The organism is Halomonas sp. GXIMD04776 (genome assembly GCF_049808615.1).
GTDB lineage: Bacteria > Pseudomonadota > Gammaproteobacteria > Pseudomonadales > Halomonadaceae > Modicisalibacter.
Map to the genome: position 1 here is coordinate 68659 of NZ_JBNCAN010000014.1, position 17536 is coordinate 86194.

The window sequence follows — 17536 nt, forward strand, 5'->3', positions numbered from 1 at the left end:
GATCGAGGTCTACCGTGATCATCAAACCCAAGGTTCGTGGTTTCATCTGTACCACCACCCATCCCACCGGTTGCGCGATGAACGTGCGCGATCAGATCGAGGCGACCCGTGCCGCCATTGGAAATGCCCTGGACACAGGGCCCAAGCGGGTGCTGGTCATCGGGGCTTCCAGTGGTTACGGCCTTGCAGCGCGCATTACCGCTGCCTTCGGCTACGGTGCCGGCACCCTTGGCGTATTCTTCGAAAAACCGGGTACCGAAAAGAAGCCGGGCACCGCCGGCTGGTACAACGCGGCAGCCTTCGACCGCTACGCCAAGGAAGAAGGACTCTACAGCAAGGCGATCAATGGCGACGCCTTCGCCCATGAGACCCGGGACAAGGCCATCGAACTGATCAAGCAGGACCTGGGCGAGGTCGATCTGGTGATCTACTCGCTGGCCTCGCCGGTGCGCAAGCTGCCGGACAGCGGCGAACTCAAGCGCTCGGTGCTCAAACCCATCGGTGAGACCTATCGCGCCACCGCCATCGATACCAACAAGGACACCATCATCGAGACCGAGGTCGAGCCGGCCACGGAGCAGGAAATCACCGATACCATTCAGGTCATGGGTGGCGAGGACTGGGAGCTGTGGATCGACGCGCTGGACAAGGCCGGGGTACTGGCGCCTGGCGCCAAGTCGGTGGCCTTCAGCTATATCGGCACCGAAATCACCTGGCCGATCTACTGGCATGGGGCGCTGGGCAAGGCCAAGGAAGATCTGGATCGCGCCGCCGGGGAGATCGACCAACGCCTGGCCGAGAGTGGTGGCGGTGCCAATGTCGCGGTGCTCAAGTCGGTGGTGACTCAGGCCAGTGCGGCCATCCCGGTCATGCCGCTGTACATCGCCATGGTGTACAAGGTAATGAAGGAGCAGGGCTTGCATGAGGGCACCATCGACCAGCTGAATCGACTGTTCCGTGATCGCCTGTATAGCAATGAGTCACCGGAGACCGACGAAGAGAACCGCCTGCGCCTCGACGATTGGGAACTGCGGGATGACGTTCAGCAGGCCTGCAAGGATCTGTGGCCTCAGGTGACCAGCGACAACCTGTTCGATATCACCGACTATGCCGGCTATAAGCATGAGTTTCTCAAGCTGTTCGGCTTCGAGCGCGATGACGTCGACTACGATGCCGAGGTCGACCCAGTGGCAAGCTTCGATGTCGTGCAGCTATGAGCAAGGAGATCACAATGTCGGAGTGCGCTGCATGAATCGAGTGGCAAGAGGTTGGACGACGTGGGCGCAGGGAAGATTTCTGCTGCTGATGCTCGCATCGTTCATCCTGGCGGGCTGTCAGAGTGCTTATTACAGCGCCCTGGAACAGGTCGGGATTCAAAAGCGCGAGGTGCTGGTCGATCGTGTCGAGGATGGGCGAGACGCCCAGCAAGCCGCCGATGAACAGTTCTCCTCGGCGCTGGAGCAGTTTCGGGCGGTGGTGCGAGTGCCGGAGAGTGAACTATCTCGAACCTATGACCGGCTGAACGACGAGTACGAGGAGAGCGAAGTCGCCGCCAAGCGGGTCGAGGGGCGCATTGCGGCCATCGAGGATGTGGCCGAGGCGCTATTCGACGAATGGGAGGACGAGCTGTCGCTCTATCAGAGTGCCGACTATCGCCGGCTTTCGGAGCGTCAACTGCGCGCAACCCGGGCGCGTTACGGCGAGATGATCGCGGCGATGCAAGATGCCGCGGACAGTATGCAGCCGGTGCTATTGGCGCTCAGGGATAATGTGTTGTTTCTGAAGCATAACCTCAACGCACGCGCAATCGGCGCCCTGCGCGGCGAAGTCGATGGGCTCGAGCGCGATGTAACGGCGTTGCGCAAGCGCATGCAGGCGGCCATTGCACGTTCCGATGCCTTCATTGCCGAACTCAATCGCCAAGATGCCCCATGAGGAATCGTCTGCGGTGGTGGCCCGGCGGATAGGTTTCGTCCTCCTGCCGGGATTTTCCTTGCTTGCGCAGGCCTGCGCCCTGGAGCCATTGCAGGTTGCCAATCAGCTCAGTGGCCAATGTCTTTACACCTCAATAACCTTTGGCTTGGAGGATAGTGAGGTTAAAAGCGCTGCGGGCTTGGCACTGATGCCGCAGCGTCGCGCTGGTGTTGATGCGAATGAGCTCGATATGGTGTTCGTATGCGCCCCCAGCACGCTCAAAGACGATTATCCGTCGCTGAATGAATGGCTGATGCGACTAGCGGGGCGCGGCGTCGTGCTGGGAGGCATCGGTGGGGGGACGCAGGTGCTGGCGAGGGCGGGTGTTCTCGAGGGGTACCGCGCGACGCTGGCCTGGCAGAGCGTCGATACGTTTCGCCATGCGCATCCTGGGGTGCGGGTCAGCCGTCAGTTGTTCGAAATCGATCGTGACCGTTTGACCTGTGGCGGTGGCACCGCCGCCATGGATATGATGATGACCTTGATTGCTCGGCACCATGATCAGCGTCTGGCCGAGCGAGTGTCTGAACATTTCGTCTGTGAGCGCATTCGCATGGGCGACGAACCTCAGCGTGTGCCGCTGGGCTCACGATTGGGACATGCGCCCCAAAGCCTCACGGATGCGGTGGCATTGATGGAATCGAATATCGAAGAGCCGTTGACGACCCACGAACTGGCTGCGCATCTAGGCATTTCACGACGACAGCTGGAAAGACTCTTCAAGAAGTACCTTCAGGCCGTCCCCAGTCGTTATTACCTGAATCTGCGCTTGCAGCAGGCACGCAGGCTGTTGCGCGGTTCGGACAAGGCGATAGGCGATATCGCGCTTTCCACCGGCTTCTCTTCCGCGGCGCACTTCTCTACCGCCTACCGCAATCATTTCGGCATGACGCCTCGGGAAGAAAGACTCATTTGAGCGATCGGCGAATGTTGATTTGTGCGGAAGAATACTCTCAAGCCGATGCAACACCCTGGTAAGAGCCCTGCCGGACGAATTGTTATGTAAACTTAGGATGTGTTTGCTTTTAAAATTAAAATAATGAGTAAAATATTGTGTCTATCTGGTGCGATGCCGGATCAATCCGGCGATGGGATTCTATGATTCAGCGAACGAAAGAAAGGTGTTAAAAAAAGATAATCATTATTAATGATTTGTTTTTTAACAACTATAATGTTTGTAATCTTATTCTGAACCGAAAAATCAGAGTTGATCTTGTTTGGCATGCTTTTTTTTATTGTAAATATACTGATTTTGCCTAATCGGCAAAGAGTGGCTAATCTCAAACTCAGCGGTAAGCAGTGACCACAGGGGGTTGCGAATGTGGTGAGGCAAGTGCTCAGGGAGGAGTCGTTTTCTGGCAAGGAGGCAAATGGGCAGGATGCCAGCCAATCAGCCAGGGAAACTGTTTGCACGCCGCCTCAATGTCCCCTCTTTTCCTCATGAGGCTCCAGTTCACCATGAACGGGGCCTCTTTTTATATGCAGCTTCATCTTGAGTCGTTGCAAAAACCTGTGTTCATTCGGCAAACAGTGTATGCATTAACGGTCGGAAATCGCTCATGGCTCGTGCGGATGACTGTCGGTTCGGCATCATGCCTGGATCGAATCCCGCCTCCATAAAGGGTGTAATCAATGCCTTGTCCCGACTCAGTATATGAATGGGAACCTCGCGGCTGGCATCGTCTCCGGTGATCAAGGGGGCGGGTTGATGATCGCCTACTAGAATGAGAAGTGCATCGTCCCGCAAATAGCGCTCGGCGTAACCGAAGGCGGCCGTCAGGGCGTACTCCACGGCCTTGGCGTAATGCTCTCGTACCTTCTCTGTGTCGCGCCAGAGCGTTTCCGGTGTTTCCCCGCTATTCGCCCAGCGTTCGAATACTCTTCCGTCATCAAGGCCTTCCCAATCTTCCAGAAGGGGAAGAATGGGCGTCCAGGGGGCATGGCTACTGATCAGGGCCAACTCGGCAAATAAAGCGCCATGATGGGCCTGGCGTCTCGTTTCTAAAAAGCGCCAGGTAAATTGATCGGGCATGGTGACCCAGTTAAGCGCTGGGCCTTGGTAAGGGATGTTGTGAGCTGTGAAGATATGGTCGTAGCCCAGCTGTTTGCCCTGGGGCCAGGCCTGGGTAAGCGCCGGCATGATGGCAATGTTGCGATGCCCAGTCTTACGAAAATCATCGATCAAGGTTGATTGTCGTTGACCGAGTAGCAATTCATAGTGGCGTTGCGTGCTGACCCATAAGCCGCTGAGCAAGGTGGCATGGGCGAGCCAGGACTGTCCGCCTTGAACCGGCGAGGTTAGTTTGGCACTGGCGAGATGAATGCCTGCTTCTTTCAGGCGTTGCTCGATGTCTGCCAAACGCGGGGTGATGCGCTTGGCGTAGCGTGGATCGTAGAGAGCCGTGACGCCATAGGATTCGATGAAGCCAAGGATGACATCGCGATCCGAGAGGGTAGGGAAGCGACCGGGCGCCAATGAGCCTTTGTCAGCGACATGTTGCTTGAAATCTGCATAGGCGCGGCGTGTGTTCTGCAGTTGTTGCCAGTGAGTCGCGACCAGGTCCAATGCCGGTGTGGCACTGTGGGGGGTGAGCCCTCCGGGTCTGGCCAGGTCAAATGTGAGCGAGACGATCAACGCTAAGCCGAGCACCAGGCGTCGCCGCATCGTCAGCGCCGGCCAGTGAAGCGCCCCCAGACTGCGAGCGATGAACCAGGTGCTCAAGGCGAAGATGGTCAGGACAGACGCCAGGATGGCCAAAGTTAAAGTGACGCCCACATTCTCAGTGAGCTGATTGAAGGCGGAGTCGACCAGGCCGAGATCGAGCAAAGGGTTGAAGAGCCTACCGAACGCCAGCTGGGTGAGGCGGTCGATACCCGCCAGCAACAGAACGAGGGTCAGAGCTGCGGCGATGAATGCAATCGACCAGCGTCGCCAGCTCAGGGGTAATATCATCAAGACAATCGGCAACCAAACGGCTTCCCACGCAAGCCAGGTAGACCCCAGGCTTCCTTCGACGAGGTAGCGAAGCCCCAGAAAAAGGACGTTCAGGGCGAAACCAATCACAAGGATGTGGTACAACAGTGCGCTCCGTAGACAGACGAACGTCAGGATACGCTATCACGCATGCGCTTGACGTTGGACGCAGTATAATAATCGAATTATTGTCGCGGGCAGGGAGCGGGTCGCACTGTGAATAGGGAAATGAGGAAATCACATGACTGTGTGGCAATGTCTGGCGACAATCGCCTTGATGTACGGGATGAGCGCGGCCCAGGCACAGGAGTCGACTCAACAGGTTACCGCGCAGGTGACCACTGAGGGTGATGCACAATCCGCGGTGGCCACTGCGGCGAATATCAGGCTGGAAACGTCGCCCGAGGTAACGCCGGAGGCATTATTCGATCGGGTGACGGAGCTTGCCCGGGAAACGGCCAGCAGCGAATACCAGCAACCCCAGTCCCCACTTCCGGAGGCCTTGTCCAGGCTGAATCACGACACCTATCGGGACATTCGTTTTCGCAAGGATTCGGCCTTATGGCACGATGAGCGTCTGTTCGAGGTAGAGTTCTTTCATCTCGGCTTTTTGTACGACACCCCCGTCGATGTCCATGTGCTCGAGGATGGCCAGGTCAAAGCGTTGAACTTCGACATGAAGATGTTCAACTACGAAAAGAATGCGGCGCGGTTGCGTGAGGAGTTTGCCAAACTCGATCAACGTCAACTCGGTTTTGCCGGACTTCGATTGCATTACCCATTGAATACTCCCTACCGCAAAGACGAGCTTCTGGCATACCTTGGCGCCTCCTATTTCCGTCTTGCCGGGCGCGGCCAGGATTATGGGGTTTCTGCGCGCGGGCTGGCGGTGGACACAGCGACTCAAGGAGGTGAGGAGTTCCCGGCCTTTCGTTCCTTCTGGTTGGTCAAGCCTGAGCCGGAAAGCTCGACGATCACAGTTTTCGCCTTGCTCGATAGCCCCTCGGTGGCGGGTGCCTATCGTTTCGATATCGAAGCTTCGAACAATACCGTTGTCGACGTGGATGCGCGTCTGTTTGCCCGTGACGACGTGGCCAAGCTGGGGGTTGCTCCACTGACCAGCATGTTCATGCATGGCGAGAACAGCGTCGATCGGCATGATGATTTTCGACCTGAGGTGCACGATTCGGATGGCATGCTGATGCATACGTCGAGTGGCCAATGGATCTGGCGTCCACTTTCCAATCCGGTAACGCTCAATGTGTCTCAATTGCGTGATACTTCGCCGCTCGGCTTTGGTCTGATGCAGCGGGATCGGGATTTCGATAGTTATCTGGATGACGAGGTCGATTATCAACGCCGTCCCAGCCTATGGATCGAGCCTCGCGAGGGCGACTGGAACGAGGGCGGGGTCGAGTTGGTCGAGATTCCCGTGGATTCCGAGGTGCATGACAATATCGTTGCCTATTGGGTACCGGATGCAGAGTTCCGCGCCGGTGATGAGCGTCGCTATCAGTATCGTTTGTCCACTTATAACGAGAGTTTACCGCAGGAGCAGCTCGGTCGTGTGATACGGACTCGTCAAGGATGGGGCGCCAAATCCCGGGAGTCCGATCCGCCGCCTCACAGCCTGCGACGCTTCATCGTCGACTTCCGCGGCGGAGAAGAGCTCGCCAGCTTGAACGGCTCTCAACCGGTGGAAGCCAAGTTGACCGTGGCGCGAGGCGAGGTCAGCGAGCTTAGGGTAAAACAGCTGCCGGACGGCAAGACCTGGCGAGCTACTTTCAAATTGGCGCCTCAAGACAATGAATCCGCCGACATGCAGCTCAAGCTCATGCTGCGTGGCAGCACCTTGACAGAAACCTGGAGCTACATATGGAACCCCAATGTCCTGCAATGATCTACATGGGCTGCGTCGTGACGGCGAGCAGGACAATAATGTAACCGGTATGGAGCAACGCATGTCTAGGCGGCAAACTGATGAGAGTGTGCCGATACCGCCTCAACGCATTCCTTTCCTGGCGTTGCGCCGCTTTGTATTCTTCACTCTGGCGACACTGACGGCGTTCCAGGGTGGCTATATGATGCTGGATATCTTGCGCGCCAATGGCTTGACGCTACTCGAGATGACCATCTGGATACTGTTCGTGATCATGTTCATCTGGTTGTCGATCTCGTTCTGGATGGGGATTGCGGGCTTTATCGTGGTAGCCCTCAAGCGCGATCCGGTCACCCTCAGCCCGGCTCGACCCCTGAGTCAAACTCTCGATCCCGAGCGTCGTATCGCGCTGATCATGCCGATCTACAACGAAGACGTCGAACGCGTCATGACCGGGCTGGAGGCTACCTGTCTCTCGCTGATCGAGACCGGTAAGGCCTCCGCCTTCGATGTCTATCTGCTCAGCGATAGCACCAACGATGCCACCGCTGCCGATGAAGCGCGTAATGCTGCGTTATTGCGTCGTCGTCTGGCGCCGGAGCTGACGCTCTACTACCGGCGCCGCGAGAACAATATCGGGCGCAAGGTCGGCAATCTGTCGGACTTTTGCTGCCGCTGGGGGCATTTCTACGAGAGTATGATCGTCATCGATGCGGATAGCGTCATGGGTGGCCGGACCATGGTCGGGATGGCCGCCACCATGCAAGCCAATCCCCGCCTGGGGCTCCTGCAGACAGTGCCGCTGCCGGTGCGCTCGGATACGCTGTTCAGTCGCTTTTTACAATTCGCCTCGACGCTGCATAGTCCAATGCTGGCCGCCGGGCAAAGTGTCTGGCAGGGCGATAGTGCCAACTATTGGGGCCATAACGCCATTCTGCGTGTTTCGGCCTTCATCGAAAGTTGCGGCTTGCCGGCACTGCCGGGCAAGGCGCCCCTGGGTGGCGAGATTCTCAGTCACGATTTTGTCGAAGCGGCGCTGTTGCGGCGCGCGGGCTGGGAGGTGCGTCTACACGCCGGCGTTGAGGAAAGCTTCGAGGAGTTACCCAGCAACATCATCGACTACGCTAAACGCGATCGGCGCTGGTGTCAGGGCAATATGCAGCACTTGCGTTTGCTGTTTGCGCGTGGATTGCACTGGATCAATCGGCTGCATTTCCTGTTTGGGGCGTTGGCGTTCATGGCCTCGTTGTTATGGATCATCATGCTGTTGCTGAGCACCGTGGATGCGGTATTGCTCGCGGTGTCGAAGGTTCAGTTCTTCACCCAGAATTATCAGCTGTTTCCCCAGTGGCCCGAGTCCCGGGTAGCGATGATTGCCTCGCTACTGGTCATCACGGTGGTGATGTTGGTAGTGCCTAAATTGCTCGGGTTATTGGTGGCGCTCCTGCAGCGCCGTGAGGAGTATGGTGGGGGTATCAAGCTCACTATCAGCGCCTTGCTGGAGATCGTCTATTCGATCCTGCTCGCACCGCTGATGATGGCGTTCCATGCCTGGTTCGTGATGAGCATATTGATGGGCCGCACCGTCTCCTGGAGTTCGCAATCCCGCGGTGGGCGCTTGATCCCTTGGCGCGAGGCTTGGCGGCGTACCTGGTCGACAACCTTGCTGGGCGTGGCCTGGGGCACGATCAGCTATTACTATTCACCGCTGTTTTTCTGGTGGCTGTCGCCGGTATTGCTGGGCATGGTGACGTCCGTCTTGCTGGTACGTTTCACGAGTAGCATTCGGGCCGGGGTATGGCTAAGGCGACATGGACTGATGTGCATACCCGCCGAAGTTCAAGAGCCTTCTGTGCTGGGGCATTTGGAGAGGCTCGAGGTGAAAAGCAGGGAGCAAGAGGCCGAGGTGGACGATGCATCCTTGGATGAGGCACAACTTCTCCCCTCTCAGGAAAGTCGACAGAGTATGCCGGTTCAGTCGCTGAGTGCCCATCTTGGGCTGGGTGGGGCCAAGGTGCCGGATCCTCAAGGGCATTAACGCGTCGGGGTCCCCTAGGGTAGACTGCTAGACAACTTTCGCAAGGATGCCCTCGCATGCCCGCTACTTCACCCCTGATCATCGAACCTTCCCGTAACCGTCCCGCCGAGGCTGCTGTCATCATACTGCATGGCCTTGGTGCGGATGGCCATGATTTCGCTCCCTTGGTGCCGGCGCTGCCGTTGCCCGCGGATCTGGCGGTGCGCTTCGTGCTGCCGCATGCCCGTTCGCGCCCGGTGACGATCAACGGTGGCATGAGCATGCCGGCTTGGTATGACATCCTGGACATGAATCTTGGTCGACGTATCGACGAGCCCGAGCTCATTGCCTCGGCAAAGGAAGTTCAGGCCTTGATAGACGAACAGCGACACACCGGTATCGATAGCCGGCGCATCGTCCTGGCGGGGTTTTCTCAAGGGGGCGCAGTCGCCTATCACGCCGCATTGACCTACCCCGAACCACTGGCCGGCCTGCTGGCGCTGTCCACCTATTTTGCGACCGCCGATAGCCTGACGCTCAGCGAGGCCAATCGTCAACTCGTGACCGAGGTGCATCATGGCACCTTCGATCCCGTGGTGCCGGAAGCGCTCGGACGTCAAGGCTTCGAACAGGCCAAGGCGCTGGGATTGCCAGCGCACTACCGTACCTATGATATGGCGCATGCGCTGTGTCCTGAGCAGATCGGCGATATCTCTACCTGGCTGACCCAGCGCCTGTCCCAGGCCTGATGGGGTGATAATGAGTAACGCAGCTGTCGATTGTGCTGTTACGCCACGCGTTGGCTGCGTGCCTCCTCGAGCAGGGCGAACCAGGTGACTCGATCGATGTTCAGCGGGCCTTCCTGGGCCAGCGCTCGCAGGCGCTTGTCCTTGAGCGTGCCGATGACCGGTACCGGGTTGCCGGGAATGCGGCGCAGCCAGGCCAGGGCGAGGCCGGCGCGACTGACGCCGGCTTCCTGGGCTAGGTGAGTCAGTGCCGAGCCCAGAATATCCTCGAAGACCGAGCCACCCCCTAGAGGGGACCAGGCCATGGGCGTCTGGCCATCGTTCAGCAAGGCATCGAACAGGCCATCGAACAAGGGGGCAGGGCGCGCCAGCGATAACTGCAACTGGTGAGCCTCAAGACGGTGTTGCATGCCACGTTGCAGGCGTCGCCACTGCTCGGGGAGAAAGTTCGAGACGCCCGCGGCGCCGATCTTGCCGGCGTCGATGGCATCGTCCAGGGCACGGGCAGTGGCCTCTACGTCCATCAGGGGGTCGGGGCGGTGCAGCAGAAAGTGATCCAGTCGCTCGACGCCCAGGCGTGATAGCGATGCGTCGATGGCTGATCCGAGATAGCTGGCGGAGGTGTCGTAGTGCTTGACCCCGAAGCGGGAGCTGTCCAGCGCCGGCAATACGATGTCTGCCTTGGTGACAACCTTGACGCGGGACTTCAGGGCCGGGCGTTGTTTGAGGGCTTGGCCAAAGAGGATTTCACCGCTGCGTTTGCCGTAGATGTCGGCGTGGTCGAACCAGGTAAGCCCTTCGTCGAGGCGCGCTTCGAGCCAGTCTGCCAGCCGTACCGGGTCGCTCAGTTCGTAGGAGTCGCTCAGGCGCATCATGCCCAGTACGAAGGGTACGTCGAAGGTCAGTGAGGCATCGCTCATGCACGTTCCTCACGGCTGATGGTGGTGGCTAGCAGATGCTGGGCGCCGGGCACCAGCCAGACCGGATCGAGTCGTGTGCAAGCGGCTTCGACACAGAGGAAATGATGCCCCGCCTCGACCGGTGTGTCCGCCGGCAGTTCGTGATCCGGATGCCAGACCACCGTCGAGTCGCTGCCTTGCTTGGCGATGCGCAAACGACGTTTGCCGTCGTCGAGCGTCACCTCATGATGGGATTGGTAGATGCGGTCGATGGCACCACGAATACCCGGTTCGCCTTGTTGCACGCCCTCTGCAAACCCTTCGAGCTTGTCGAGAAAACGAGCGCCGGCCAGACCTTCGAGCTTGCAGTGATGGGTGTGGGATACCTGGAAGTAAGTGTGCAGGGCGCCCGTGTACTTGACCGGCGTGGTGCCATGATGCTCGGTAATCAGCTCCGCATGCAGACGTCTTGCGTTGGCCTGGATCACGGCGCGGGGGGCGAGTTGCTCATGCAGGCGAGTTTCCGGAGTGAGATGCAGCTCGATACCCTCTTCGTGCTCGTCCACCGCATCGAGGCGCCACTCGGCCTTGCGCGCCGGGCCATGCATGGGGCCCTGACCATCCGGTGACTCATCGGCGAACCAGGGCCAGCATAGCGGGATACCGCCACGAATCGCACCGGGCATCGGCTGCGGTGTCGGGGTGATCCACAACCAGCCTTCGTCTCCTGATGGGGCGAAATGCAACACCTGCGCACCCTGCAGGGAAACAACGAGCTCTCCCCAGGGCTCCCGCGCCAGCCACAGGCGTCGCCCCTGCCACTCGTCAAGACGCTGGCCATTCGTGGCGTCGAGCAGTCGGCGCAGGGATGATGGAATCATGAAACCTCCTTGTTGTGCAGCGCCTCTGCGGCACCGAGCAAACCGGTCCAGGGTGCATTGACCATCCAGATAGGAATGCGCTCATTATATGCACCCATGCGTCCCTTGTGGATGAATGCCTCGAGAAAGCGGCTGCGTTGCAACCAGTCGGTCAATTTCGGCAATATACCGCCGCACAGGTACACGCCTCCCCGGGCGCCCATCATCAAGGCGGCATCGCCACAGACGTCACCTAATATCTTCAAAAAGCGCAGCAGCGCCTCTTCCGCCAGCGGATCGCCGGCGCGTGCTGCACCGGTGACCCCGGCGGGGGTGTTGTACTGAGGCGATGACCCGGCGAGGGCAGCGTGGGCGCGATATAGATCGAGAAGCCCCTGGCCGCAGAGCAGGCGCTCCACGGAGACACGTCCGTAACGATCATGAAAATAGCCCATGAGTTCGCGTTCACGATCCTCGGTAGGCGCGAAGGTCACATGACCGCCTTCGGTGGTTAACGGAATCCAATCATGGAGTCCGGGAAAAATTCCAGCGACGCCAAGACCCGTACCGGGGCCGATGACCAGGCGGATGCGGTGCGGTTCGTCAACCCCAGGCCTCACGCTGATCAACTCCTCGGCGGCGACATGGGGCACACCCAGCGCCTGAGCGGTGAAGTCATTGATCACCTTGAACAACGTCAGGCCTAATGCTTCTTTTACCTGGTGTTTGGAGAAGCGCCAGGCATTGTTGGTCATGCGCACGTCATCGTCGTGCACCGGACAGGCGAAAGCCAGGCAGGCTTCCTGTGGGGCACGAGCGCCGGTCGCGCCGACTCGCGCCAGATAGTCGAGGATGGCCTCCTCCAATGTCGCATAGTCGGCGCAGGAGAGCGTGTGAATGTCATGCAGATCGAAGGAATTCGGGGTCACCAATGCAAAGCGCGCATTGGTGCCCCCGATGTCGCCAATCAGTGCCGAAAGCGTCATGCCCGATCGTCACCCCTTGCCAGATCCTGAGCTTCGAAGCCGCCGAATACCGCTGCCCCTTCTTCGGCGCCGCTGACCAGTTGACGGAAGCCGGCAAACAGCTCGCGGCCCATGCCATAGCGGTAGCGTTCGAGATCCATGGCAGCAGCGTCGCGTGCTTGCCATTCGGCATCGTCTACCAGTACCGTCAGCTCTCCCTTGTCGGCATCCAGATGCACGACGTCCCCTTCGCGAAGTTTGGCCAAGGGACCGCCATCGATGGCCTCCGGGGTCATGTGGATGGCGGCAGGCACCTTGCCCGAGGCCCCGGACATGCGTCCATCGGTTACCAACGCTACCCGAAAACCGCGATCCTGCAGCACGCCCAGATAAGGGGTGAGTTTGTGCAGTTCGGGCATGCCGTTGGCGCGCGGGCCTTGGTAACGCACCACGACGATGACGTCACGGTCGAGTTCACCATCATCGAAGGCAGCCTTGAGTTCGTTCTGGTCGCTGAACAGACGCACCGGCGCCTCGACCACGCGGTGTTCGGGTTTGACCGCGGACACCTTGATGACACCACGACCCAGGTTGCCGTTGAGCACGGTCAGGCCACCCGTCGGCGAGAATGGCTCGGCGACCGGGCGCAGGACATCCAGATCCATGCTCTGCGTTGGACCGGTACGCCATACAAGCCGCCCCTCCTCGAGGAAAGGCTCCTGGGTATAGTCGGACAGGTCACCGCCGAACACGCAGGGGATATCCCCATGAATCAGGCCGGCTTCGAGGAGTTCTCGAATCAGGAAGCTCATGCCGCCGGCGGCCTGGAAGTGGTTCACATCGGCCTGACCGTTGGGGTAGATGCGCGTCAGACTTGGCGTCACGGCGGAAAGCTCGGTGAAATCGTCCCAGGTCAGCGTGAGGCCTACCGCGCCGGCCATGGCCACCAGGTGCAAGGTGTGATTGGTCGAGCCGCCGGAGGCGAGCAAGCCGACCACGGCGTTGACGATTGCCTTCTCGTCGATCTGCTGCCAGAAAGGGCGATAGTTGCCGCCGGGTTCGCTGTTACGAATTGCCTGTTCCGCGGCGTAACGTGTTAATGCTTCGCGTAGCGGTGTGTTGGGATTGACGAAGGAGGCGCCGGGCAGATGCAGTCCCATGATTTCCATCATCAACTGATTGGAATTGGCGGTGCCGTAGAAGGTGCAGGTGCCCGGGCTATGGTAGGACTGGGATTCGGCTTCGAGCAGTTCTTCGCGACCGACCTTGCCCTCTGCGTACAACTGACGCACACGAGCCTTTTCACTGTTGGGCAGGCCGCTGGTCATGGGGCCACCGGGAACGAAGATGGCCGGCAAATGGCCAAAGCGTGCAGCGCCTATGAACAGGCCTGGCACGATCTTGTCACAAATACCCAGGAAGAGGGCGGCATCGAACATGTTGTGTGACAGCGCCACGCCCGTGGCCATGGCGATATTGTCGCGGGAAAAAAGCGACAGCTCCATGCCGGGTTGGCCTTGGGTGACGCCATCACACATGGCCGGCACGCCACCGGCGAACTGCGCGGTCGAGCCCATGCTGCGTGCCGCCTCCTTGATCATTTCAGGGAAGGGGGCCAGTGGTTGATGGGCAGAGAGCATGTCGTTATATGACGAAACTATTCCCAGATTGGCGCTGTTGGTCAGTTTCAGCCGGTCCTTGTCCTCGGTGCCGCAGGCGGCGAAACCATGGGCCAGGTTGCCGCAGGAGAGTTCGCCGCGATGCACGCCTTGCCGATGCTGATCCTGCATGTGGCGCTCATAGAGTGCACGTCGATCCTGGGAGCGTTCGCGGATACGTTGAGTTACCTGGGCAATGGTCGGATGGATGGTCATGGAAGCCTCTATCGGTCATTGGATTGCTATGTGCGTAAATTTAACAAAAAAATGGTTGAACGTCCTCGGGCTATGACTCAAATTATGCATAAAGCGTAGGAATATTTTCTTTAAACTGCTCACTGTTTTGAACAGCGGCGGTAACATCAGATCTTGCTATCGATTCCTGTGAGCTTGCCGTAGGAGACCCTCATGACATTACGTGTAGCGATCAATGGATTCGGACGTATAGGGCGCAACGTGTTACGTGCCCTATACGAAAATGCCTATCGTGATCAGATTCAAGTCGTCGCCATCAATGATCTGGGCGACTCGGCAATGAATGCTCGCCTTCTCAAGCATGACAGCGTCCATGGCCTGTTCGGTTATGCGATCGAGCACGACGAGGACTCTCTCAGTGTGGCCGGTGATCGCATCAATATCTATGCCGAGCGTGACCCTTCCAAGCTACCTTGGGCAGACCTCGAGGTCGATCTGGTAATGGAGTGCACCGGGCTTTTCAAGAAGCGTGATGCCGCCGCTCGACACTTGAGTGCCGGTGCGCAACGCGTGCTGATCTCGGCGCCGAGCTCTGATGCGGATGCCATGATCGTCTACGGCGTCAATGAGCACATGCTCACCGCCGAGCATCGGGTGGTCTCCAATGCGTCCTGCACGACCAACTGCCTGGCTCCGGTTGCCAAGGCGTTGCACGAGGGTGTCGGTATCGAGAACGGGTTGATGACCACCGTGCATGCGTACACCAACGATCAGAACCTGTCCGATGCCTATCACTCCGATCCTTATCGCGCGCGCAGTGCCACGCAATCGATGATTCCCACCAAGACCGGTGCTGCGGCGGCGGTGGGTCGCGTATTGCCGGACCTCAAAGGCAAGTTCGATGGTCTGGCGGTGCGGGTGCCGGTCATCAATGTGTCGCTCGTGGATCTGGTCTTCACCGCCAGTCGGGATACCACCAAAGACGAGGTCAACGCCATCGTCGAGAAGGCGGCGGAGCAGTCCCCGGTCCTGGCGGTCAATGCACAGCCACTGGTCTCCATCGACTTCAATCATGATGCCCACTCTTCCATCTTCGATGCCAACCACACCCGGGTGAGTGGTCGTCTGGTCAAGGTCATGGCCTGGTACGATAATGAATGGGGCTTTTCCAATCGTATGCTGGATACGGCACTGGCCATGCAGGCCGCTGAATAATTCAGGTATGTTTGAAGTACGCATGCCAGGGTGCCCACGGGCACCCTTTTTTGTGGCTCGCGCGCGGGTCGATTCCCCTCGGCATGTTCACTGTCCTTCGCATTTACCATAGGAAGATCGATCTAGTGTTGAAACTCGATCGTGTTTCTGCCCCTATCCTTGTAGGGGGACCTCTGTCACTATGACGTTGCTAGTCAAGATTGGCCGTATTTCTGGTTATCGGTGTCGTGATACTTAGTAATGATGCCAGCGATTTGTATCGCATAGGTAATACGCAGATTTCGCAACGACTCATTACCATTCGCTTTCGCTATGAGCACAGACATGTCGCCGGCGCTTATCACGGTGGCCACAGACGCGAACGTGGCGTATGTGAATCAACGTTCTGGGAAAAATGAGCATGTCACCCCCTTTGCTGACGCTATCGACGCCGACTCTCGACAAACTGCTTCAAGCATCCTCAGCATTGATCTATGCCACGAACGCCGATTGGTGGCAGGGGCAGCTCTATTATCTGTGCCCGGGTATCGAGTCCTTGTGTGAGCTCGATCGCGATGCCCTCCAGGCCGAGCCCCGGCGTTGGTTGACGCTTCTGACCGATGAGTCGCGTCAAATCGCGATGGCTCGGCTGGCCTGCGCCATCGCCGATGACAGTCAGTGCGTCTCGCTCGATTACACGCTGCAAACACCCGGAGGTGTGTGGCGTCATCTGCAGGATGACATTGTCATCCATCGCAATGAAACAGGGGAGGTCACCGAACTGGTGGGGTCTGTGATCGACGTCACCAAACGACAGTCGCTACTCGATCGTTTCACGCAATTGAGCGATCAGCTACCTGGAGCCTTGTACCAGTGCCGATTGGATACGGGCGGTCGTCTGTCCTTTCCCTTGGTGAGTTCCGGTGCGCAGCGGCTATTCGGCATGTCCCCGGCCACGCTCATCGAGAATGCCGATGCGGCCATTGATCGGGTGCACCCGGAAGATACCGATACCCTATGGCGCAACATCCGGCGCAGTGCGCAGCGCATGAGTATTTGGCGCTGCGAGTTTCGTTATCGACATCCTCATGGCCATCAGCTCTGGGTCTCCGGCCATGCGACGCCACAGCGCGAAGAGGACGGCAGTGTGCTTTGGCATGGCTTCTGCGAGGATGTGACGTTACGTAAACAAGCCCAGTTGGCACTGGTCGAAAGTGAACGGCGCTACCGTTTCATCATCGAGCAGGTCAGCGACCTGATCATGCTGTTCGATGCCGACGGCATCTGCCGTTTCGCCTCGCCATCGGTTTACACCATGCTCGGCTACTGCGCGGACGACATCTACGGCCGGGCCCTGGTCGAGCTGCTGCCTCCTGATGATGCTCCTCGAGTGCAGCGCCGCCTGCACGAAGCCTCGCGCCAAGGCCAGAACATGCAAATCGAGTTGCGCGCCCGTCACAGTCAAGGCCATTACGTATGGCTGGAAATCAGTTGCTCGCCCTATATCAGCCCGCTGACCAATCGCTACGAGTGGATTTTGGGTGTGGTGCGCGATGTGACCACTCGCAAGTTACGCGAGATGAAGCTGCACGAAATGTCCACGACCGATAGTTTGACCGGAGCACTCAATCGGCGAGCGTTCATGGAGTACATCAAGACGGAGATCGATGTCGCCGATGCCATGCCCTCACGTTTGTCACTGGTAGTCTTCGACATCGATCACTTCAAGGCGATCAACGACACCTGGGGCCACGCCGCAGGCGATCTGGTGCTGGAGAGCCTGGGTGATATCTGCCGCAGAACCCTGCGTTCTCACGATATCTTTGGGCGCATAGGCGGTGAGGAGTTCGCCTTGATATTGAGTGGTCACGCCCTGCACGAGGCTGCCAGACTGGCAGAGCGACTGCGACAGGAGTTCGAGGAGACGTGCATCGAATTCTATGGCCAGTGGTTGAATTTCACCGTCAGCTTCGGTATTGCAGAACGACAGGGTATGGAGACACTCGATGCCTTGATGCATCGTGCCGACATGGGGCTCTACGCCGCCAAGCGCCAGGGGCGTAACCGGGTTCATCAGGCATTGAGCAAACATGATTGAGCTATCTCGTTGGGAGCGTCGGGGGAATCTGGCAACAAGATTGACCATGAGCCATAGGGCAAGCCGTGCTATGTTAA

At 58.6% G+C, this 17536-nt stretch carries 13 protein-coding genes; 8 read left to right on the plus strand and 5 right to left on the minus strand.

Annotated features, from left to right (window positions below; translation table 11 throughout):
• The first annotated feature begins 14 nt into the window (after positions 1 to 14).
• From fabV to ACPF7Z_RS11165, 3 genes are all read left to right on the plus strand, one after another.
• Positions 15 to 1217 carry an enoyl-ACP reductase FabV gene (gene fabV / locus ACPF7Z_RS11155; RefSeq protein ID WP_425193319.1) on the plus strand — a complete coding sequence of 401 codons (1203 nt, stop codon included), beginning with the start codon at positions 15 to 17 and terminating at the stop codon, positions 1215 to 1217.
• 88 nt (positions 1218 to 1305) lie between these two features.
• On the plus strand, positions 1306 to 1935 hold the full coding sequence (locus ACPF7Z_RS11160; protein WP_425193320.1) for a DUF2959 domain-containing protein: 630 nt from the start codon (positions 1306 to 1308) through the stop codon (positions 1933 to 1935).
• Positions 1925 to 2890, plus strand: coding sequence for a GlxA family transcriptional regulator (locus ACPF7Z_RS11165; RefSeq protein ID WP_425193350.1), 966 nt, complete (start codon positions 1925 to 1927; stop codon positions 2888 to 2890). The genes ACPF7Z_RS11160 and ACPF7Z_RS11165 overlap by 11 nt, the downstream gene beginning before the upstream one ends.
• A 600-nt stretch (positions 2891 to 3490) precedes the next feature.
• Here the strand turns inward: ACPF7Z_RS11165 and ACPF7Z_RS11170 are convergent.
• The gene (locus ACPF7Z_RS11170) at positions 3491 to 5053 is read right to left on the minus strand and encodes an alkaline phosphatase (protein WP_425193321.1); all 1563 of its coding nucleotides are present in this window, start codon (positions 5051 to 5053) and stop codon (positions 3491 to 3493) included.
• Positions 5054 to 5189: 136 nt separating this feature from the next.
• Here ACPF7Z_RS11170 and ACPF7Z_RS11175 point away from each other — a divergent pair, with 136 nt between their 5' ends.
• The 3 genes from ACPF7Z_RS11175 (at position 5190) to ACPF7Z_RS11185 (ending at position 9593) form a co-directional block, all read left to right on the plus strand.
• Complete coding sequence (locus ACPF7Z_RS11175; protein ID WP_425193322.1) at positions 5190 to 6848, plus strand: glucan biosynthesis protein; 1659 nt, start codon at positions 5190 to 5192, stop codon at positions 6846 to 6848.
• A gap of 61 nt (positions 6849 to 6909) precedes the next feature.
• Positions 6910 to 8865 carry a glucans biosynthesis glucosyltransferase MdoH gene (gene mdoH, locus ACPF7Z_RS11180; protein ID WP_425193323.1) on the plus strand — a complete coding sequence of 652 codons (1956 nt, stop codon included), beginning with the start codon at positions 6910 to 6912 and terminating at the stop codon, positions 8863 to 8865.
• 56 nt (positions 8866 to 8921) lie between these two features.
• Positions 8922 to 9593, plus strand: coding sequence for an alpha/beta hydrolase (locus ACPF7Z_RS11185; RefSeq protein WP_425193324.1), 672 nt, complete (start codon positions 8922 to 8924; stop codon positions 9591 to 9593).
• A gap of 38 nt (positions 9594 to 9631) precedes the next feature.
• On the opposite strand, the gene ACPF7Z_RS11190 is transcribed toward ACPF7Z_RS11185, so the two are convergent.
• Genes ACPF7Z_RS11190 through edd form a run of 4 tightly spaced genes read right to left on the minus strand, consistent with a single transcriptional unit; the run spans position 9632 to position 14188 of the window.
• The gene (locus ACPF7Z_RS11190; protein ID WP_425193325.1) at positions 9632 to 10510 is read right to left on the minus strand and encodes an aldo/keto reductase; all 879 of its coding nucleotides are present in this window, start codon (positions 10508 to 10510) and stop codon (positions 9632 to 9634) included.
• A complete protein-coding gene (locus tag ACPF7Z_RS11195; protein WP_425193326.1) occupies positions 10507 to 11370 on the minus strand; it encodes a D-hexose-6-phosphate mutarotase in 864 nt (287 codons plus the stop codon). The genes ACPF7Z_RS11190 and ACPF7Z_RS11195 overlap by 4 nt, the downstream gene beginning before the upstream one ends.
• Positions 11367 to 12335: a glucokinase gene (gene glk, locus ACPF7Z_RS11200; protein WP_425193327.1), complete on the minus strand. Its 969-nt coding sequence runs from the start codon at positions 12333 to 12335 to the stop codon at positions 11367 to 11369. Before glk ends, ACPF7Z_RS11195 begins: the two co-directional genes overlap by 4 nt.
• A complete protein-coding gene (gene edd / locus ACPF7Z_RS11205) occupies positions 12332 to 14188 on the minus strand; it encodes a phosphogluconate dehydratase (protein WP_425193328.1) in 1857 nt (618 codons plus the stop codon). The genes glk and edd overlap by 4 nt, the downstream gene beginning before the upstream one ends.
• 192 nt (positions 14189 to 14380) lie before the next feature.
• Here edd and gap point away from each other — a divergent pair, with 192 nt between their 5' ends.
• A complete protein-coding gene (gene gap, locus ACPF7Z_RS11210; protein WP_425193329.1) occupies positions 14381 to 15382 on the plus strand; it encodes a type I glyceraldehyde-3-phosphate dehydrogenase in 1002 nt (333 codons plus the stop codon).
• A gap of 400 nt (positions 15383 to 15782) precedes the next feature.
• A complete protein-coding gene (locus tag ACPF7Z_RS11215; protein WP_425193330.1) occupies positions 15783 to 17459 on the plus strand; it encodes a diguanylate cyclase in 1677 nt (558 codons plus the stop codon).
• Positions 17460 to 17536 lie beyond the last annotated feature (77 nt).